The 18782-nt window shown below is 54.2% G+C and carries 18 protein-coding genes; 9 read left to right on the top strand and 9 right to left on the bottom strand.

What is annotated here, in order from left to right; translation table 11 throughout:
- Positions 1-32 precede the first annotated feature (32 nt).
- Together MFFC18_RS06290 and MFFC18_RS06285 are read left to right on the top strand one after the other, a co-directional pair.
- Complete coding sequence (locus tag MFFC18_RS06290; protein ID WP_238381251.1) at positions 33-995, top strand: sensor histidine kinase; 963 nt, start codon at positions 33-35, stop codon at positions 993-995.
- Positions 996-998: 3 nt separating this feature from the next.
- The gene (locus MFFC18_RS06285; protein ID WP_075084363.1) at positions 999-1802 is read left to right on the top strand and encodes a response regulator transcription factor; all 804 of its coding nucleotides are present in this window, start codon (positions 999-1001) and stop codon (positions 1800-1802) included.
- Here the strand turns inward: MFFC18_RS06285 and MFFC18_RS06280 are convergent.
- Together MFFC18_RS06280 and MFFC18_RS06275 are read right to left on the bottom strand one after the other, a co-directional pair.
- Positions 1799-3397, bottom strand: a complete 1599-nt coding sequence (locus MFFC18_RS06280) for an adenylate/guanylate cyclase domain-containing protein (RefSeq protein WP_075084364.1) — start codon at positions 3395-3397, stop codon at positions 1799-1801. The genes MFFC18_RS06285 and MFFC18_RS06280 overlap by 4 nt on opposite strands.
- A gap of 15 nt (positions 3398-3412) precedes the next feature.
- Positions 3413-4447 (bottom strand): acyl-CoA desaturase, encoded by a 1035-nt coding sequence (locus MFFC18_RS06275; RefSeq protein WP_084417093.1) that lies wholly within the window; start codon positions 4445-4447, stop codon positions 3413-3415.
- A gap of 336 nt (positions 4448-4783) precedes the next feature.
- Here MFFC18_RS06275 and MFFC18_RS06270 point away from each other — a divergent pair, with 336 nt between their 5' ends.
- Together MFFC18_RS06270 and MFFC18_RS06265 are read left to right on the top strand one after the other, a co-directional pair.
- Positions 4784-6523, top strand: a complete 1740-nt coding sequence (locus MFFC18_RS06270) for a LysM peptidoglycan-binding domain-containing protein (protein WP_075084365.1) — start codon at positions 4784-4786, stop codon at positions 6521-6523.
- A complete protein-coding gene (locus tag MFFC18_RS06265; RefSeq protein WP_075084366.1) occupies positions 6523-7029 on the top strand; it encodes a putative molybdenum carrier protein in 507 nt (168 codons plus the stop codon). The genes MFFC18_RS06270 and MFFC18_RS06265 overlap by 1 nt, the downstream gene beginning before the upstream one ends.
- Here MFFC18_RS06265 and MFFC18_RS06260 read toward each other — a convergent pair.
- Positions 6997-7182: a hypothetical protein gene (locus MFFC18_RS06260; RefSeq protein WP_148618675.1), complete on the bottom strand. Its 186-nt coding sequence runs from the start codon at positions 7180-7182 to the stop codon at positions 6997-6999. The two genes, MFFC18_RS06265 and MFFC18_RS06260, sit on opposite strands and share 33 nt — an antisense overlap.
- Between MFFC18_RS06260 and MFFC18_RS06255 the strand changes: the two genes are divergently transcribed.
- Positions 7181-9898 carry a response regulator gene (locus tag MFFC18_RS06255; RefSeq protein WP_075084367.1) on the top strand — a complete coding sequence of 906 codons (2718 nt, stop codon included), beginning with the start codon at positions 7181-7183 and terminating at the stop codon, positions 9896-9898. The two genes, MFFC18_RS06260 and MFFC18_RS06255, sit on opposite strands and share 2 nt — an antisense overlap.
- A gap of 31 nt (positions 9899-9929) precedes the next feature.
- Here MFFC18_RS06255 and tadA read toward each other — a convergent pair whose 3' ends face one another.
- Positions 9930-10406: a tRNA adenosine(34) deaminase TadA gene (gene tadA, locus MFFC18_RS06250; RefSeq protein WP_075084368.1), complete on the bottom strand. Its 477-nt coding sequence runs from the start codon at positions 10404-10406 to the stop codon at positions 9930-9932.
- A gap of 92 nt (positions 10407-10498) precedes the next feature.
- On the opposite strand from tadA, the gene MFFC18_RS06245 reads away from it, so the two are divergent.
- Both MFFC18_RS06245 and MFFC18_RS06240 read left to right on the top strand, forming a co-directional pair.
- On the top strand, positions 10499-11524 hold the full coding sequence (locus MFFC18_RS06245) for a sugar phosphate isomerase/epimerase family protein (RefSeq protein ID WP_075084369.1): 1026 nt from the start codon (positions 10499-10501) through the stop codon (positions 11522-11524).
- Positions 11525-11568: 44 nt separating this feature from the next.
- Positions 11569-12705: a Gfo/Idh/MocA family protein gene (locus MFFC18_RS06240; RefSeq protein ID WP_075084370.1), complete on the top strand. Its 1137-nt coding sequence runs from the start codon at positions 11569-11571 to the stop codon at positions 12703-12705.
- Between the two features lie 56 nt (positions 12706-12761).
- Here MFFC18_RS06240 and MFFC18_RS06235 read toward each other — a convergent pair whose 3' ends face one another.
- The 3 genes from MFFC18_RS06235 to MFFC18_RS06220 all read right to left on the bottom strand — a co-directional run bounded on the left by MFFC18_RS06235 (position 12762) and on the right by MFFC18_RS06220 (position 15908).
- Positions 12762-13592, bottom strand: coding sequence for a hypothetical protein (locus MFFC18_RS06235; RefSeq protein WP_148618674.1), 831 nt, complete (start codon positions 13590-13592; stop codon positions 12762-12764).
- 139 nt (positions 13593-13731) lie between these two features.
- The gene (locus tag MFFC18_RS24830) at positions 13732-14823 is read right to left on the bottom strand and encodes a hypothetical protein (protein ID WP_157665138.1); all 1092 of its coding nucleotides are present in this window, start codon (positions 14821-14823) and stop codon (positions 13732-13734) included.
- A 155-nt stretch (positions 14824-14978) separates the two neighbouring features.
- Positions 14979-15908, bottom strand: a complete 930-nt coding sequence (locus MFFC18_RS06220) for a hypothetical protein (RefSeq protein ID WP_075084374.1) — start codon at positions 15906-15908, stop codon at positions 14979-14981.
- 229 nt (positions 15909-16137) lie between these two features.
- Here MFFC18_RS06220 and MFFC18_RS06215 point away from each other — a divergent pair, with 229 nt between their 5' ends.
- Positions 16138-16782, top strand: coding sequence for a sigma-70 family RNA polymerase sigma factor (locus MFFC18_RS06215; protein ID WP_084417094.1), 645 nt, complete (start codon positions 16138-16140; stop codon positions 16780-16782).
- A 177-nt stretch (positions 16783-16959) separates the two neighbouring features.
- Entirely contained in the window at positions 16960-17592 is a 633-nt protein-coding gene (locus MFFC18_RS06210) for an RNA polymerase sigma factor (protein WP_162273946.1), read from the top strand.
- A gap of 32 nt (positions 17593-17624) precedes the next feature.
- Here MFFC18_RS06210 and MFFC18_RS06205 read toward each other — a convergent pair whose 3' ends face one another.
- Positions 17625-18389 carry an SDR family NAD(P)-dependent oxidoreductase gene (locus MFFC18_RS06205; protein WP_075084376.1) on the bottom strand — a complete coding sequence of 255 codons (765 nt, stop codon included), beginning with the start codon at positions 18387-18389 and terminating at the stop codon, positions 17625-17627.
- 3 nt (positions 18390-18392) lie between these two features.
- Positions 18393-18728 (bottom strand): hydroxyisourate hydrolase, encoded by a 336-nt coding sequence (gene uraH / locus MFFC18_RS06200; RefSeq protein ID WP_075084377.1) that lies wholly within the window; start codon positions 18726-18728, stop codon positions 18393-18395.
- Between the last annotated feature and the right edge of the window lie 54 nt (positions 18729-18782).

The raw sequence follows: 18782 nt of genomic DNA, 5'->3' as shown, positions 1-18782 counted from the left end.
CGACGCGGCCAGATCCTGTTATTATTGAGTCCATGTTTGAACGCAAATCACTAAAGCTTCCCATCACTTTGGGCGTCACCATGATCGTGGTGACCGTCGCGTTGCTGATTGGCTGGGTGTTGCTCAATATATTCTGGGCGTTCAGCTCCAACGAACCGGGCGTCTACTGGGTGCTGCTTTCAGTTGGCTCTGTCCTGTTTGTGGGCGTTCTGGTTGGCGTTGCCATTTACCTGACGGTATCCATCAAAGCCGTCAATCTGACTCAGCGACAATCGAACTTTATTGACAGTGTCACGCACGAGCTCAAGTCGCCGATCGCGTCGCTGAAGCTCTACCTACAGACGCTCAACATGCGTGAAGTCAGTAAGGAAGAGCGGAAAAAGTTTCTTGAGTTCATGATGGACGACGTTGAACGGCTCGACGCGCTGATCAACCATGTGCTCGACGCGGGCTATACGGGGCAGTCAAATCAGGCACCCGTCATGGAGCCGATCGACCTGGAAAACTTGCTCAAGCAGTGCGTCCGACTGGTATCGGCAAGGTACCGAATCCCCGAAGACGCAATCACGTTGGAAACGGATCCTTGTGAGATCCGTGGCGAGCGAATTGACCTGGTGATGATTTTCCGCAACCTGATCGACAACGCGGTCAAGTACGCTGGTTCTCCACCCGTTGTGCGGATCAAGCTGCTGGTGACAAACAATTTTGCCGTCGTGAGAATCGCGGACAACGGCCCCGGAATTCCACAGGACCTGCGGTCTCGGGTGTTTGCCAGGTTTGTTCGAATCGGTGACGAGTTGCAACGCGAGAAACCAGGAACGGGCCTGGGATTGCATATTGTGAAAACGCTCTTGAAGCGAGCTCGCGGAAAAATCAAAATTTCGGATAATTCACAGGAAGATTCCGGCACGGTTTTCGAAGTAAAACTTCCCGGCGCCTACCGTCCGGCAAGCAAACATTCGCAAACCAAGAAATCGCAAACTGCAACAGCATAGAAGATGAGCGACAGTCCTCACATTTTGGTCGTAGATGATGAAGAACATCTCGCGATTGGTATCAAGTTTAATCTCGAAGCGGAAGGCTTTCAGGTCTCGACGGCGGGAAACGGACCCGAGGCGCTTGCTCTGCTGGATTCGGCGCAGCGGCCGATCGACCTGATCGTGCTCGATCTGATGCTGCCCGGTATGAGCGGCTATGAAGTTTGCGAACAGCTTCGGGCATCAGGCAATTTCATGCCCGTTTTGATGCTGAGTGCTCGCACGCTAACCGAAGACAAAACTCGCGGGTTTGACGTGGGAGCCAATCAATATCTGGTCAAACCATTTGAACTTGAAGAACTGCTTAGTCGGATCAAAAACCTGTTGGCTCAGCATCGTCATCAGCAGCAGATGGAAATCGCGCGACCGGATGTAACCGAATTTGAGTTTGGCGATGCGAAGATCAACTTCAAGACGCACGAAGCCAAAGTCGCCGACGAGCCAATTCGCATGACGCAACTACAACTGAAACTGCTGAAGTACTTTATCGAGCACGAAGGCGAAGTTGTCCCGCGCAGCGAAATTCTGGAGAACGTTTGGGAACTGCCCGGCCACGTGAACACGCGAGCACCAGATCAGGTCTTGCGACAATTGCGAAAAGCATTTGAGCCGGATCCCGCAAACCCGGTATATTTTTTGACCATCCGTGACGCGGGCTATCGGTTTGTCAAAGGTAATCCCGACGCGACCATAGCGGATAAAGCAGGCCAAACAGAGAGCCCGGTCGCTCCCAGCGAACCCATTGATTCGACGGATTCAGATTAGCAAATACCGTAAACGACGACTCCATCCTGTTTGCCGCGAACGGTAGCCTCAAACGGACCGCAAACCGAAAACTCCTGAGTCAGCCGGTCTTTTGTCGCGGCGGAAAACAGAATCGTTTGCTCCAAGCGCTTCGTGAGCCCTTCGATTCGGGACGCGACGTTGACCGTGTCTCCGATCGCGGTGTACTCCAGACGCTGCTGGGAACCGATACTTCCGACCACCGCTTCCCCAGTGTGAATGCCGACGCCGATCGCGAAATCGAACGGCAAGGAGACCCCGCGATTGACTTCTTCAAGACGTTCAGCCATGCGGACGGCGCAGCGGACGGCCATATCCGCATGGGTGTGATGCTCGCACATCTGATCGTCGACAGCGCCGAAAAGCGCCATGAATCCGTCACCAAGAAACTTGTTGACCATCCCGCCGGAGTCTTCGACGATTTCAACCATATTCTGAAAGAAAATGTTCAGCAGTTCGACCACTTCTTCGGGGCGGCGAGACTCGCTGATCGAAGTGAAGTTTCGCACGTCGACAAACATGGCCGTAATCTCCCGGTTCGTCCCGCTGAGCCCTGCAGGACTGTCGAGGATTGCTCTGGCAGCGTGCTGTCCGACGTGACGACCGAACATGGTTTGAATGTGGTCTTTCTCTTTCAAACCGGAAACCATTTTGTTGAACTCGTCGATCAACAGCCCGAAGTCATCCGAACGCTGAAGCGGAACTTTGGCTTCCAGATCTCCTTCGCCAACTTTCTTGGCGGCGAGTCTCAAATGATGAATTGGCCGAATGATCAATCGCGCCAACAACCAGCCGCTAAGCAGTCCGAAAGAGATGAAGATCAGGGCGACAGCGACCGCGAAATCCTTGTCCGGATCCGGAGCATAAAACAACAACAGCTCTGCACTGACAGGACAGACGACTGTGGATACGACCCACACGATCCACTTCACACGCAGACTTCCCGCAAATCCGCCCTCGGCTTTGACATGCTGGCCCTGGGTGAAAAATTCAGGATACAGCAACTGCAGACAGCAGATTTCCGCAATGAAGAAAGCCTGGGTTCCACAGATGGCTCCCGAGATCAGAAACGAGATGACAAGATGAGCATTGATCGCTGAATCAAGCGATGTGGGAATGTTCAGGCTCAAAATGAAAACCGGAATACAGCCCAGCCAACCGATCGTGCAGAACAGGGCGATGACCCACGGAATGTTGATCGTTTTGGCCCGCGCCTTACTCAGTTCGATGTGGGAAACCTCTTTTCCCGTCCGCAGCTTGTCACGGACTCGTTTCAGAAACAGAATCCACTTGAACCAGACGAACAACATCACGGGGTAAACCGTCAGGTTGTAAATCAGCACGGTCCTGTGGAAGCGTACCAGCAGATCTTCTTTTTCGAGGCGATCGTAGATGTTGGTCTGGTTGTACCAGATGTTGAGCAGCGTCCCGACGACGATCGCCAGCAGAGGCGCAAGCGTGACGACCAGCAGACTATGCTTCTGCAAAAATCCTGGCTGTCGATCCGCATTTGCCATTGGCGTTCCCCACGAAAAAAGGCCGATCGCGTGATTGCGATCGGCCTTATCGTAACTCATTTTTGAATCGAGTTTTTACAGTGCACGCTTCTCAAGAGCTTTCTCTGACGGCAAGCGAACTTTCCACGCCAGGCCAGTCGCCTGCATCGCGCGGATGATCAACCAGCTAAGATCGAACTGCCACCATTTCAAACCGTGGCGGGCCGAAGTCGGAAACGCGTGGTGGTTGTTGTGCCAGCCTTCTCCATGAGACAGAACGCCGAACAAAAGGTTGTTTCGAGAGTCGTCCGACGACTTATAGTCACGCGTACCGAAAACGTGACAAATCGAATTGATCGACCAAGTCATGTGGTGTGTGAATCCGACGCGAGCAAATCCGCCCCACAGCAGGCCCAGCAAAGCACCGCTGAAAGACATCGTTACCAAACCAGCGATGACTGCCGGAAGCAACAGAGATGCAACGACAACCCAGACGTAGTTCCGATCCAACCAACCAAGCACAGGATCTTTCATCAGATCCGGAGCATATTTCTTTGTATCTGCTTCGGTCCAGTGTCCCGTGATCAGCCAACCGAAGTGAGCGTGAATAAATCCTTTGATCGCATTGATGGCTCCACCGTCATGAAGATGCGGAGAGTGCGGATCGCCGTGATGATCGCTGAACTGATGGTGCTTGCGATGCGTTGCACACCATTTGACTGGCGAACCTTCGACAGCAAGTGCACCTACCGTTGCCCAGAAAATTTTGGCTGAACGAGTACATTGGAAACTATGGTGCGAAAACAGACGATGGTAACCAACCGTGATACCAAGACCGGTCACGTACCATCCACCAAACAATAATCCTACGTACAGCCATCCCATAAAGCCGTACTGCCACGACATCCAGACAACCGCCATCAGGGCGAGGATTGGCAGAACTACAACGTTGATCATCAGAATCTTCTGAGCCAGCGAAGGAGCGCCGTCGTCTTCATGTTCTTCCGACGGCGGAAGGGGAGCCGGTTCGTCGAATCGAACGAAAGTAGACTGGTCGCCAACATTCGAACCTTGGACGTCTTCAGCAACGGAATATTCGGTAGGGGTGGGTTTTTCTTGAACGGTCGCCATTAGATGTATGCCTGTCCTTGGGTTTATCGCGGCTCAATGGTGTCTGAAACCACGGTTTGCGTTTTCGTGTCACGCAGAAGTATAGAAAATATCGGTCCGCTGGAACGCTCAGGTGTGTATGCGTCGTGTAATAGTTGTGTAAGGAAATGATCCGGCGAACCGACTGAGACGTGTGACAATCTGGCTTGGTCGGCGTGTCAAGGCAGGCAAGCTGGGCTCTGCGACCCGAAATTTAACGTGCCAAATCCAGACAGCATCGCTGGAAAAGCTGTTCCGCATTTCGAGCGATTCATGTAATCTCCGTCAAAAGCCATCTTTCAGCCGGCGTCAGATACGATGCGTGATCCGTTCAAACAGAACTCCAACAAGCAACTTGTTCGCGAAGCCCAGTTTGGCTTTACGGTCATCGGTTTGCTGATTGCGACGCTAATCTATGTCGCATACTTTCGGCTTAACGGAGCCAGCGATTCGACCCCCGAACACATCCAGAGTTCGCCGATCGCGATGCAGGTGTTTCCGAATTCGCCAAACTACGACCGGGAAAGTAATCGCATGCGTACGGACGATGCTCCATCGTTCGCTCGCAATCCTGCAGGCACAACGTTTGGCGGCGGGCCTTCGGGATCTTCGTCGGACAATGCCAACGGATTCAAGCAAGCGAACTCGTTCAAGCCACCGAATAAGTTCAAGCGATCTGGTTCGTTCCAACAAGCCAACTCGTTCCAGCCGGACGATCCGGACCGGGCAACAGATTCGCCCAAGCCCACGAATAAGTTCTCGCCAAAGAATTCTTTTACCAGCGAATCGTCACCGCTTGTTTCCGTTCCCAAGCGGATGATGAACGAGTCGAATCGTACGGCGCGAAGCCTGCGCGACGCGGCGGAATTGATTTCGGAATCGTCGACACGTATTGCTGCTTTGACGACGGAGCCGAAAACAGACAAACCGGTGGAACTTGTGAGCAATCCGGCTGCCGACGGAGCACGAGATTCTGGATTCAAGGTTTTAAAACAGCCAGAACCTGACGCGGCGACGAAGTTGCAGACCCAGCCAGCCAGCTTTCCGACTTTCAAGCCGACTCAAAGTAACACCGACAAAGCAACCGCGTCCAAAACAACCGCGCCGAAAGAAAATTCGCCTTCTGGAGAGTTTAAGCCTCTTGGTTCTGGCGGATTCAAGCCCGTAAAGGCCAGCCCACCCATCGACAAGCCGGAACTTGAGCGCGAGACGAAACTGCCGCCGCTACCCAGTGGCACGAAGTTCAAGTTTGAGCCATTCAACGCGCCGACGATCAAGGCCGAACCAGACGCAGCTTCACTTTCAGACGCAGCTTTGGATCCGCCCAAAGCCGCACCTGTACAGTTGCCTTCAGACGATCCGGTGACTTCACCGACAACAAGCGTGAACGACGAGAATGCTTCTCGATTGCCAAAGCTTCCGCATCAGTCGCTCTCTGATTTGCGTTCTCCGACAGCTCCGAATTCAGCCACGACAGAACCTTTGCCGAATCCCGAGACGAACCCGATGCCTTCGGTAACAGCTGATACCAAAACGTCAGCACAGCCAACGACGACTCAGGATACTGCAGTGGTCAAAACGGTTTCGTTTGAGAAAACAACGTGGACGGTTAAAAAAGGCGACAGTTTCTGGTCAATCGCCCAAACCCATTATGGTGACGGACGATTCTTCCGCGCACTTTATAAACAGAATCGAGAACTGGTTCCCGGGTTCGAAAATCTGACTGAGGGAGTTGAACTGGTTCTGCCTTCGATCGACGATTTATGCCAACGGTACCCGTACGACTGTCCTTCCGACGCAGTTCACAAAAACGATCCATGGCGCGCGACGCCGGACAAGCTGATGGACAATTTGGTCAACGAGTGCGACGATGATCTGGATCGGCGCCTTTACGAAACGAAGACGAAAGATACACTTTTCAAGATCGCTCGCCGGCAACTTGGGCAAGCATCGCGTTACGCGGAATTGATCGAATTGAATCGGTTTCGGATAGGCCAGGACGTGACGCACGAAACCGAATTGCCACCTGGAATTCAGCTGCTCTTGCCAGAAAAATAATGTCTGTGACTCTCACGCAAATCGTCTCCGGTGGCCAGACAGGAGTCGACCGTGCGGGACTCGACGCAGCAATCTTTCACGAGATTCCTCACGGCGGTTGGTGCCCCGAAGGTCGACGTGCCGAAGACGGACGAATTCCGGATTCCTATCGGCTGAGCGAAACGAAGAGCCGCAACTATGCCGTTCGGACTCGACAGAACGTGATCGATTCTGACGGTACGCTGATCCTTTTCGAAGCCGCCATGTCACGTGGGACCGAATTGACCGCAAAGTATGCGGCTCGATATTCGCGGCCGCTACTGACACTGGATGTCGTGGAATTTCCAGATTGGAGCGAAGAGCGTTTCGAAACGGAAGTTCAAAACGTGTTGTCGTGGCTTGAGTCGCAGAACGTGAACGTGCTCAACATTGCCGGTCCGAGAGAGTCGAGTTGTCCTGGAATTGGCGGCATCGCCAGAATGTTTTTGCTGAAACTATTCGAATCGCAAGTCGCCGCCGGAAGCTGAACTATCGTCATTGAGCGCGACCACGTCGTTCGAACACGCATCGCCGAGGCCTTTCTTACAGTCGCTGTCGATCTCGCAGCGCGCAAACGCCATCTGGGCATGGTATCCTGTAGGCATCACGAAACTCCCCTTCCACCAGGATGTTCTCGTCATGTCTGATCCCAATCCATACGTCGCCGGGCTGTTGGAGCTCGTCGACAACCTTGCGTTCTGCTTTTCGCTCGACGGCAGCACGCTGTTCTACTTCAACGAAGCCGCCAAGCGAGTCTATGGCGAAACCGCTGAGGACCTTGCCCAGCAACCTGGCTTGTGGCTGCAACGCGTCCACGAAGCCGACCGTGATCGGTTGCAAGAAAATCTCTCAAAGATGCCGGAGCTTTCATCCTTCGAGCAAAAGTTTCGCTTTCACGCAAGTTCAGGCGAAGTCCGTGGCGTCAGTGGCAAATTCCACGTGATGACCAATGAGGCTGGCGAACCGGAAGCCATCGGCGCGATCATCATGGACGTCACCGATCGGGTCAAAGCCGAACGCAGGTTCCAGGAGTCGCAAGCGATTTATCACGCGCTGGTAGAAAGCCTTCCGTTGAACGTTTTTCGCAAGGATTTGCAGGGTCGAATCCTTTTCGCAAACCAGCGATTTTGCAAGGAAGTTGGACTTCCGTTGGAAAAGCTGCTGGGCAAAAAAGACATCGAACTGTTTGGCAAGGAGTTGGGCGAAAAATATGAAGCCGACGATCGCCATGTGATCGAAACCGGCGAAGTGCTTCACGACATCGAGTATCACCCAGGCGATGGTGCTTTCAAACATGTGGAAGTCCTCAAGGCTCCGGTCACGGACACCCGCGGAAACCGTGTCGGGACGCAAGGTATGTTTTGGGATGTGACCGACCGGATCGAAGCGGAACAAGCGCTCCGAGAGGCCAAAGAGATTGCGGAAAACGCGAATCAGGCGAAGAGCGATTTTTTGGCCAACGTCAGCCATGAAATTCGTACTCCAATGAATGGCATCATTGGAATGTCCGAGCTGGTTCTGCAGGAAATCAAATCCGGAAAGTCTCGCGAGCGAGTCGAGATGATTCTTGAGTCCGGCGAGTCGCTGTTGAGTTTGATCAACGAGATTCTTGACTTTTCGAAAATCGAATCTGGAAAAATCAATCTCGATTCGGAACGATTTGATTTGCGAGAACGGATCGGCGACACCGTACGCTCATTCGGATTCCGGGCTCAGGAAAAACGTGTCGAACTGATTTTACATTTCGATCCATCGCTTCCGGATGAAATCGTTGGCGACTTGCATCGACTCAGACAGGTCGTCGTGAACCTGGTCGGGAATGCGGTCAAGTTCACGCACGATGGTCATGTTTTCTTTTCGGCTCAGTCGAAAAAAGAAACGCCCGAGGATGTGACGATCGAATTTACTGTTGTCGACACGGGGATTGGAATCCCGCCAGAGGATCACGAAAAGATTTTTCGCGAGTTCGAACAGGTGGACTCATCGACGACTCGGGAATTCGGCGGAACGGGGCTTGGCCTCGCGATCTCATCCAAGATCGTGGAAATGATGGGCGGCAAACTGAACGTCGAAAGCTGTCCGGGAATCGGCAGCCGGTTTTCGTTCGAAGCCAAATTTTTCAAAGGCGCCGCATCAAACACGTTTGGCGAAGACGAGCGAATTTTCATCGGCAAATCCGTTCTCGTTGCAACGGGTCACCAATTGCACTCGGAAAGCTTGCAACAGCAACTGGCGTGGCATCGCATGATCGTCGGCTCGGTCACGAATCTCGATCACGCCAAACGGCTGCTGACCCAGCACAGCGACGAAGGTGCTCCGGTTGAGATCATGGTGCTGGATGCCATGATGCCCGATGCGAAGCCTTTTTTGCGTTGGCTGGTCGATCACGAAGCCATTTCGCTGCCCAAGCTTATCTTGTTGAATTCGACCGCAAGAACGGACTCGCTGACCGTTCCCGAGGGGCTTGAAGTGGTCCAGCAGCTTTTGAAGCCGGTCAAATATAGTGAACTGCGGGCCGCGTTTGTATCGGCTGTAACAGGACCGGACACCGAAATTCAACCGATATCGGAAGAGGTTCCTACAGGCCCGAATCGAAAGCTGGGCATTCTGTTGGTGGAAGACAATATCATCAACCAGAAACTTGCGTTGGCATTGCTGGAACAAAATGGACACACCGTGACCGTGGCGTGCGATGGTGCCGAAGCCGTCAAGTTTTTCAAACAGCAGACCTTCGACCTGGTTCTGATGGACATTCAGATGCCTGTCATGGATGGCTTTGAAGCCACACTGTGCATCCGCGAATACGAAACCTCACAGTCGTCGCTAACAGAAACGCCGATCATCGCGCTGACGGCTTACGCCAGCAGCGCCGACCGCGAACGATGTCTTGCCGCCGGAATGAATGAGTACATTTCCAAACCGATTCGCGCCGACGCGTTGCATCGTCTTATCGAGCAACAAACCGGTTCGGTTTCCAAAGAAAGTCAATCCAACGGTGAAGCTCCGGCCAGTCGCGTCGTCGACTGGAGTAGTGCTTTTGAAACCGTCGGGGGTCACCGTCCGTTGCTGATCGAGTTGATCGAAGTCTTCCTGAAAGAAAAAGATCAAATGTTGGTCGCGGTTGAAAACTCGATCGCTGCCGAAGACGACCAGAACGCTCGGATCGCGGCTCATTCGCTCAAGGGTGCGCTGGGACATCTCGGAGCATTGACGGCCAGCGAAACAGCGGGGCAACTGGAATCCACAGCCGGCAACTCGCCCGTCGACATGGGTGCCTGTCATGAACTGTTTGGACAACTGAAAGGTCTGGTCAAAGACGTATGCGAAGAGTTCGAAACGTTCGTCGGCAAAGAGTGATCGCCTCGACCGCCTGAATCTTTCGCCGCCGTTACTTTTTCTTTGCCTGGCGTTTTTCCCGAAAGAACTCGGTCAGGATATTGCCACACTTCGGCCCCATCACTCCAGCGACGACCTCGCTTTTATGATTCAGTCGATCATCATTCAACAGTGTGAAAAGCGACTCAACCGCTCCGGCTTTGGGATCGGCCGCGCCATAAACCACCGTCCCGACTCGGGCGTTGACGATGGCTCCGGCGCACATTGGGCAGGGCTCGAGCGTGACATACAAAGTACATTCGTTCAGCCGCCAGTCTCCGATCGCTTCGGCGGCTTGCGTGATGGCCATCATTTCGGCATGCGCCGTCGGATCGCGTAGTTGACGTGTCAAGTTATGAGCGGCTCCGATGACTTTTCCTTCACGCTGAATGATCGCGCCAACGGGAACTTCATCCAGCTCCCTGGCGGCCTGCGCCTGCTGAAAAGCCTTTTGCATGAAATGTTCGTGCGGAAAAATTTCCAAATCCATGATTGTTGTCGCGTTCGTCGTGCGTAGTTTGGTTGCCAGCGTCTGCTTCAGAAATTAAAACATATCAGATCATCCACTTTTGAAAGAATCAGATGGCCGAAAAACTGAAACTGCACAACGCAATGTGGCCCGGACTCGTTGGAAAAGCCAGCCAGGGCGGCGACGAACCGGATATCGATCTCGACACCATGCTCGAGCTGACCGCCAACGCGAGGGTTGGAGAAAACAAATTTGATGGCGTCGACCTGTTCCTGTTCGATCCGCACATCAGCCCGGATCTGGACGACGCTGCGATTAAGACTCTGGCTGACAAGATCGCCGATAAGGGACTCGACGTGGGCTCAATGGTGGCGCCTGTTTGGGGCGGGACTGTCGGCGGACCGGCGATGGGAAGCGACGAAGACAAAGCCAACTTTCTCAAAGCGGTCGAAGTCGCCTGTCGCATCGGTGGCGTGCTCAATGATCACGGAGTTCGCAAAGGCGGCGTGATTCGAATCGATTCAGCTTCTTCGGTTGCGGATTGGGCGAAAGACCCCAGCGGCAACACGGCTGCCATTGCCGACACGTTTCGAAAAGCCGGAAAGATCGCGGCGGACCACGGCGAACGCATCGCGGCCGAAGGCGAAGTTTGCTGGGGCGGAATGCATTCGTGGAAGGACATGCTGGATCTGCTGGAGCAAGTCGACATGCAGGGCACCGTCGGATTTCAGGCGGATTTGGCTCATACCTATCTGTACTTGCTGGGCATCAACGCACCTGAGCACGCGGTGCTGAAAGAAGGTTACAGCGAAGAAGAATTTTGGGCTGCGTACGAATCGATGACGGACAAGCTTCGTCCGTGGACGACAGATTTCCATGTCGCTCAGAACGACGGAACGGTTCACGGTTCTGGCGATCACGAGAAAACAGGTCGTCATTGTCCAGCGGATGACGTCAACGGAAAACTCGACATCACAGCCTGTTCGAAATACTGGCTCAAGGACTACGACCAACGCGGCATCAAGCACATATGCTGGGACGGTTGCATGTTCTCGAACGAAAAACTGCTGCAGCAGGAAACGTGGAACACAATTCTTGCTGCCATGGTCGATGTCCGTGACGCGATGGCAACGGCTTAGCCACAAACGAAATCAACACTGAAAATTCAATCTTTGGAAACTCAATGAGCAAACCACTCAACATTGGAATGATCGGCTACGGCTTTATGGGCAAGGCCCACTCGAACGCCTACCGTCGGGTTAGCAACTTTTTCGAAACAGAATACAAGCCGGTCCTCAAAGCAATTTGCGCTCGCAACGAAGAGGCGGCCCAAAAGTTCGCGGATACGTGGGGCTATGAATCCGTGGAAACCGACTGGCGAAAGATGATCGCTCGCGATGATATCGATGCAGTCGACATCTGCGTGCCGAACAACTTGCACAAGGAAATTGCGATCGCCTGCGCAGAAGCAGGGAAGATGATTTTGTGCGAGAAGCCCATCGCGCTCAATTCCGAAGAAGGCGAAGAGATGTGCGAGGCCGTCGAAAAGGCCGGCGTTGCGAACATGGTTTGGTACAACTATCGCCGGGTTCCGGCAGTGACGTTTGCCAAGCAAATTATCGAACGCGGCGATCTGGGTCGCATCTTTCACTATCGAGCCAATTTCCTTCAGGACTGGACGATCGCAGAAGACCTGCCCCAGGGCGGCGCGGCGTTATGGCGATTGGATGTGAAGGCCGCCGGCAGTGGAGTGACCGGCGACTTGTTGGCTCACTGTATCGACACGGCAATCTGGCTTAATGGTTCGATCGACAACGTGACCGCGATGACGGAAACGTTTGTCAAAGAGCGAATGCACAATGAAACTGGCAAAGTCGAACCAGTTGGCATCGACGACGCGTGTGCTTTTCTTTGCCGGTTTGGCAACGGCTCAATGGGGCTGTTTGAATCGACGCGATACGCTCGTGGCCACAAGGCGTTGTACACGTTTGAGATCAATGGCGAAAACGGTTCGCTTCGTTGGGACTTGCACGATTTGAATCGCCTGGAATATTTCAATCACGGCGACGAAGGGACCGTTCGCGGCTGGCGCACCATTCACGTCACCGATGGCGATCATCCTTATCTGGGCAACTGGTGGGTGCCTGGATTGTGCCTGGGCTATGAGCACAGCTTCGTTCATCAGGTCGCTGACTTTTTGAAAGGCCTGGAAACCGGCGAGCCTGCTGCTCCGACGTTCCGCGACGCGTTGGAGACTCAGCGAGTTTGCGATGCGGTTCTGGCGAGTGCGGAGTCTGGCAGCTGGACGGATGTTGGATAGTCACCGAAAAAAAACACCCTCCACAGTGGAGGGTGCCATTCGGTTGGAGACAGAAATTACTTCTGGGCCAGTCGTTGGTCGATCACCTTGAGTAATTTCATCGACAAAGGCTCTTCGGGCTGAAGCTTCAACACATTCTGAAGCTCTTTTCGGCTCGCTTCAAATTGCTCGTTCACCATATAGTGATAGGCAAGCAAAAAGTGGCCCTGCATCGAGGGCGTTTGCGCAACATTTTCGTTTAGCTTTGAAAGCTGCACCGAATAGTCGGCTGCGTGTTCGCCGTACAGATTGTCGATCGACTTTCGCGGCCACGTGTTGCCCAAACGCAGCGTATCGTACATGTCTGCGGCCGCCGCTTCAAAATCTCCCATTGAAAAGGACACAAGGCCACGGAACTGCCACCCTGTAGAATCGTTCGGGACAAGTTTTACGACTTCGTCCAGCGTCGCTTTCGCCTTGTCGTACTGTTTGTCGCGGAACTGTTGCTTGGCGGTGTTTGCCAACTGTTTTGCACGTGACTTCGCCTGATCGGCAGGTGAAACAGCAGGCGTCGGCGTTGCGGCCATCGGATAGGTGACCGGCGTCGCGGCGTGAACTCGCGGTTGCGAATACACGATCGGTTGCGGCTGAACGTAAACTGGAGGTTGCGTATACGCTGGTGGCTGGACATAAACAGGTGGTTGCACCGGACGAGGACTTACGTTCGGTGGATAGCCCGGCAGTCCGTTGCTGCAAGGGATCGAGCGTTGTTGTGGCATCGGCGCGGGTCTTACTTTCGACACGATGTCTGAAATCGAAGATCGAAGTTGAGCGTTTGCGGTTTCAGCCGGGACGAGCGAGGTCGCCAACAATCCGATAGCGACGACGGGAATGAGAAAGCGTTTCATATTGGTTCCAGTATGTTTTTGGTTGAGAGATGGTTGCGTAAGAGAAAGCCGCAGCATCCGAAGATGCTGCGGCTAACCAATTCCCAGAGTCTCTGGGGAGTCTCCCGCCTCGCCTTTCGACGTGGCGGCCATTCCGAAGTTAGCGTCGGAATGGATTCGAAGATGGCATCACTGCAGGCATGACAGCTGGCTGAACTGGATAGCTGTTGTTGACGCCGAAAACCTGTTGGCCACCGACACCAATTGCCTGTCCGTTGCCATAAGGGCCTGTGCCGACACCGATCGCTGTAGTGCCAGGTCCAACTCCGACACCCATGCCGTTGCCACCATCGACCCCTACGCCAACGCCTGTGCCGCCGTAAACTCCAACGCCTGTTCCGACGCCACCGTTAACGCCGACTCCGACGCCCTGGCCTCCATTGATTCCGATGCCGGTACCAACGCCGCCGTTGATTCCGATACCATTTCCGTATCCGCCGTTGACTCCGATGCCTTCGCCATAGCCACCGTTGTATCCCTGACCGACTCCAACGCCTCCGTTGATGCCAGTTCCAACGCCGGTTCCGCCGTAGTAGCCCTGGCCATGGCCAAGTCCGCCGTTGATTCCTGTTCCAATTCCAACGCCACCCATGTGGCCTTCACCGATTCCGACGCTGCCGGGGCCGATTCCGGTTCCCCGCCCATAGCCGCCTTCGGTTCCGATCCCAATCCCGGTGCCTCCGCCGATGCCACGTCCAATTCCTACACCACCGCGATCGCCGACTCCGACGCCAACGCTGCCCGGTCCATCCCCGACGCCGATTCCGACGCCACCGTCGACACCGACGCCGACGCCCTGGCCGCCGCCGTTACCGATCCCGATTCCAACGCCGTTGCCAACGCTGGCTCCTGTTCCAGCGCCGTTGCGACTTTGACCGACTCCGCCGTTGATGCCAATTCCCATACCGCCGCCGACTCGATCAAGTCCAATTCCGACGCCGCCGTTGCCATCAAGCGAAACGTTTGCTCCCTGCCCGACGCCCATTTTCATCTGAGGCGTGCCGTTTTGCATTCCAAAGTTCATTCCGTTGACCAGTCCACCTGTTTGCTGACCTCCGCCGTTTCCGCCTCCGCCGTTCATAGCGCGACCAATCAGTCCACCCAATCGGCCTTGTGCATTTGTCGTCGCGGTGCAGGAAAGCATTGTCGCGACCGCCAAAATCATGAGCATTGCTCTGAAGTTCGTTCTCATCGTTTCACCCTTTTTTAACTTGGAAATTGGTTGTTCGTTTTTTGAATCAAGTCGCCGTGACCCTTCGGTCGCGTCACATCACTTACGAGAAAAAACTGTGATGTAACAAAGAAAATGGAGAGATTTTTGAACTCTCTCAACCGCTACAGGCCGTCTCACTGGCGTGGTTGCGGAGGCTGTTGCTGAGTGATCGTCAGCGTGTGCTTCACAACCGGATCATTCGGCATCCGAGTCAAAACGCGCTCGAAAACCTGACTGGCGTGCTTCCGGTGGCCCAACATCAAATGGTGGTAGCCCAGCAGAAACTGAGTCGAAACGGTTGCGTCGGCTGCGGCGGCTTTAGATTGCAACGCCTGGTATTGCCGCGTGTAGACGGCAGGATCATCGTAGTAGCCCCGCAGCTGATCCCAGCTGTAGACTGGCTGGCTCTGAGCCAATCCGGCGTAGGCGAATTCCGCAGATCGATCGTAGTTGCCGTTTGCAAAGCTACACAACGCATGGAAGTGATTGAATGCAGGAACCGTTTCGGGAGACGGGCTAACTTGCGTCATCAACGAAGCCGCCTGACCGTAGTTTCCTGAATGAAAAGAGTTGACCGCGTCCGCAAAGTTCTTCCAGTACTGAACTTTCTGCAAAGCATTGGTACCAAGTGAGCCGGCGCCCAATGAACCGGCACCGAGTGGGTTGGCACCGAGTGGGTTGGCACCGAGTGGGTTGGCAACAGGGACTCCGGTCGTCGGATAGCTGACGCCGCCACTACCGTAGTCTCCCGCAACGCGTGGAATATCCAATTGCAGACCGCCGGCGTTGACTCGAATATTGGAGCCCGTAACGGCAACGCCTGTTCCCGGTTGCGTTGATGTTACGGTTGTCCCTGGAGGCGTCGTTGAAAATGGATTGCTCCACCCCTGCCGAACCGGTGCCTGGCCGCCAAGCGCTTGACTGTTCGCTCTCGCAGCGTCGGCAAGTTGCAATGCCTGGTCCACGATCCCCTGGGTTCGCGACAAATCCTGAGCGTTGGATTCTGACGTCAGAGCATGGATGGCTCCGACACAAACGATGAGTAGGAAAATTCTGATTTTCACAACGATCTCCGATGAATTGGCTTTAATTTGGAAAGACTCACTACACGTACGAGCCAATGTCGGGGTGTTACAGAGAGCCGCCTGTTTTTTCCAGAATCAGTCCCTCGATCCGGATTCTGTGGGGAAAAACTCGTAAAAACGTTGCGAGATTGTGTCGAATCTGTCCCTCGCATCCTGTGGCGGCACATAATGAATTTGTCCGTACCGCATTCCGAAGAGAGAGCCCGACATGTCAGAACGAGCGATCGATGATTTGGAGCTGTTGCGCGCTTCGAGACGGCTTTCCGGCACCGATGGCGAAGAGCCCAATGAGGCTTTCAACGAGATCCTTTGCCGGCACCGCGATCGGCTGAAGCGGATGGTCGGACTACGGATGAATCAAAAGCTTCAGGGGCGGTTGGACGCATCAGACGTCATTCAGGATACGTTTGTCGAAGCGTCGCGGGCTCTTGAAGGCTACCTCGACAATCCGAAAATCTCTGTGTTCATGTGGCTGCGGCGGCTCGCTGGCGAAAAGCTGATTCAGGCACATCGGAAACATTTGGGGGCCGAAAAGAGAACTGCGAACCGGGAACAGCCCATGTTTGCAGGCGTTCCCGCAGCTACGTCTCAGGTGGTCGCGATTCAGCTTTCGGGAAAGCTGACGTCGCCGTCAAATGCGGCGCAAAAGCGAGAGGACAAAGACGAGCTGATGGATGCGCTGGACCAAATGGGCGAGATCGATCGAGAGATTCTGATGCTGCGGCATTTCGAACAGCTCTCGAATCATGAGACAGCAGAAGTCGTCGGAATAAGCTACGAAGCGGTCAAAAAACGCTACATCCGCGCCCTCGACAAACTGCGCACGATCATGACCAAGGCCAGCGATTCGTGATTTGATATTTTTTTGTCCCTGCCTTCTGACGTCCTGCACATAGACGAGTACGGCTTTTCTGTTTGCCGTCGAGATGCATGAACGCAGGGGATGAAAGTGTCGAACAGTCGCTTAAGTAAAATTGAAACGCAGTGGTCATTGGTTCGCCGAGCCAACACGATAGAACCGGGTGCAACGATGGCTCAGACGGAGTTGTTCGAGCTCTACAGCCCGGCGGTCAAACGGTACTTGCTGGCGTCGCTTGGCAATCGGGAATCCGCCGACGAAGTGTTTCAGGAGTTTGCGCTTCGAATCGTGAGAGGAGACTTTCGCAATGCGGACTTTGAAAAAGGTCGATTTCGCAACATGCTGAAAACTTCTCTGTATCGATTGATGGTTGACTTCCATCGACGCAAACAGAAGCAGAGAAAGCTTGGTACTGCCGATCAAATTGACTTCATCGCTGCGGAAGAAGATGCGGACTCCGGTTGCGACGCGTTCACGCTCGCCTGGCGTCAGACGATGCTGGATCAAGCCTGGCGGCGGCTCGAACAACTGCAGATTGAATCATCCAAGCCGTACTACACAATCCTGCGTGCGCGAGTTGATCATCCGGAAATGACGACCAAACAACTGCACGAACACTTGCATGAGAGCCAGCCGATCGCGATTCCGGCAGAGGGGTCGTTCCGGGTTTACTTGCATCGAGCAAGACGACGGTTTGCGAAATTGCTGACCGAGCAGGTTGCGATTTCGATCGAAGAACCTACTCCCGACAATATCGAAGCCGAGCTGATTGACCTTGGGTTGCACGTGTTCTGCAGACCGTAGGCGCGACGGCGCGTAGGCGCGATCCGTGCTGGCTATCCCGGGAACGTTACGCCGCCGTCGACGACCAGCGACTGGCCTGTCATCATGCGACTGGAATTCGACGCGAGAAACAGAACCGTTCCGACAATATCCTTTTCGTGCAGGTGTTCAGGAAGGCACTGCATCGCGAGAAACTCTTTCAAGGCTTCTTCAGTCGCCCACAAATCCATCTGACGCTTCGTCAGCACCCAGCCGGGCAACACGGAGTTCACCCGGATGAAATCCGGACCCAACTCGCGAGCCATGCTGTTGGTCAGCCCGACGATTCCCGCCTTGGCAGTGGCGTAAGCCGGAAAGCCCTGGACGGCGATGCGAAATGCAATGGACGAGAAATTGATAATTGATCCGCCGCCAGCTTCCTTCATCCCCGGGGCGACCGCCTGGGCGCCGAAAAAGTGAGGTCGCAAGTTGACTCGCATCATGCTGTCCCACTCATCCGGCGTGAAGCCCTGAACAGGATGTCGATTGTCCCAGGCCGCGTTGTTCACCAACGTCGTGATCGTTCCATGAGCATCGCCAGCCTGCGCGATCGCAGCCTTGAGAGCGTCAACATCTGTCACATCGCACTCGATATACAGCGGCGCCGCACCGTGTTTGGCTTTCATTTCGGCGACAAATTCACTGGCGTCCGAACGCTGCACAAACGCGACCTTGGCGCCCTGCGCAAGAAAGCTTTCTGTGATCGCAGCGCCGATTCCAGAACCACCACCGGTGATAAAAACGGAACTGTCTTTCAAATCATGGTACGTCGCGTGCATTAACTAACTTCCTCGATACGTCGAATAGCCAAACGGACTTAGCAGCAGCGGCACATGGTAGTGCTCCATCGGATCATCAACAAGAAACTCAATCCGGACTCGCGGGAAGAACGAAGGCTTCTTCATGTCTGAAAAATAGTCTGCGACCAGAAAAACGATGCGATAGTGACCCGCCACCAATTCTGTCGCCAACGGTTCAGGAAGACGTCCGTCCTTGTTTGTCGTTCCCTCGCCAATCCGTTTCCACTCGTTGTCTTTTTTCAGCTCCAACTGCACTTCGATGTTTGCTGCTGGAACACCGCGTGATGTATCGAGTACGTGCGAAGTAATTCCGCTCATTTGTTTCCCTCCAGTGATAATCCCGCGTCCAAGATACCACTATTCGAAGCCGCC

The sequence above is a fragment of the Mariniblastus fucicola genome, from assembly GCF_008087665.1.
GTDB lineage: Bacteria > Planctomycetota > Planctomycetia > Pirellulales > Pirellulaceae > Mariniblastus > Mariniblastus fucicola.
This window is presented reverse-complemented; position numbering and strand designations above follow the sequence as displayed.

Bases quoted from the DNA above. Each gene is read 5' to 3' on its own strand.
- MFFC18_RS06290 (WP_238381251.1), top strand. From the start codon at position 33: ATGTTTGAACGCAAATCACTAAAGCTTCCCATCACTTTGGGCGTCACC.
- MFFC18_RS06285 (WP_075084363.1), top strand. From the start codon at position 999: ATGAGCGACAGTCCTCACATTTTGGTCGTAGATGATGAAGAACATCTC.
- MFFC18_RS06280 (WP_075084364.1), bottom strand. From the start codon at position 3,397: ATGAGTTACGATAAGGCCGATCGCAATCACGCGATCGGCCTTTTTTCG.
- MFFC18_RS06275 (WP_084417093.1), bottom strand. From the start codon at position 4,447: ATGGCGACCGTTCAAGAAAAACCCACCCCTACCGAATATTCCGTTGCT.
- MFFC18_RS06270 (WP_075084365.1), top strand. From the start codon at position 4,784: ATGCGTGATCCGTTCAAACAGAACTCCAACAAGCAACTTGTTCGCGAA.
- MFFC18_RS06265 (WP_075084366.1), top strand. From the start codon at position 6,523: ATGTCTGTGACTCTCACGCAAATCGTCTCCGGTGGCCAGACAGGAGTC.
- MFFC18_RS06255 (WP_075084367.1), top strand. From the start codon at position 7,181: ATGTCTGATCCCAATCCATACGTCGCCGGGCTGTTGGAGCTCGTCGAC.
- MFFC18_RS06260 (WP_148618675.1), bottom strand. From the start codon at position 7,182: ATGACGAGAACATCCTGGTGGAAGGGGAGTTTCGTGATGCCTACAGGA.
- tadA (WP_075084368.1), bottom strand. From the start codon at position 10,406: ATGGATTTGGAAATTTTTCCGCACGAACATTTCATGCAAAAGGCTTTT.
- MFFC18_RS06245 (WP_075084369.1), top strand. From the start codon at position 10,499: ATGGCCGAAAAACTGAAACTGCACAACGCAATGTGGCCCGGACTCGTT.
- MFFC18_RS06240 (WP_075084370.1), top strand. From the start codon at position 11,569: ATGAGCAAACCACTCAACATTGGAATGATCGGCTACGGCTTTATGGGC.
- MFFC18_RS06235 (WP_148618674.1), bottom strand. From the start codon at position 13,592: ATGAAACGCTTTCTCATTCCCGTCGTCGCTATCGGATTGTTGGCGACC.
- MFFC18_RS24830 (WP_157665138.1), bottom strand. From the start codon at position 14,823: ATGAGAACGAACTTCAGAGCAATGCTCATGATTTTGGCGGTCGCGACA.
- MFFC18_RS06215 (WP_084417094.1), top strand. From the start codon at position 16,138: ATGTCAGAACGAGCGATCGATGATTTGGAGCTGTTGCGCGCTTCGAGA.
- MFFC18_RS06210 (WP_162273946.1), top strand. From the start codon at position 16,960: ATGGCTCAGACGGAGTTGTTCGAGCTCTACAGCCCGGCGGTCAAACGG.
- MFFC18_RS06205 (WP_075084376.1), bottom strand. From the start codon at position 18,389: ATGCACGCGACGTACCATGATTTGAAAGACAGTTCCGTTTTTATCACC.
- uraH (WP_075084377.1), bottom strand. From the start codon at position 18,728: ATGAGCGGAATTACTTCGCACGTACTCGATACATCACGCGGTGTTCCA.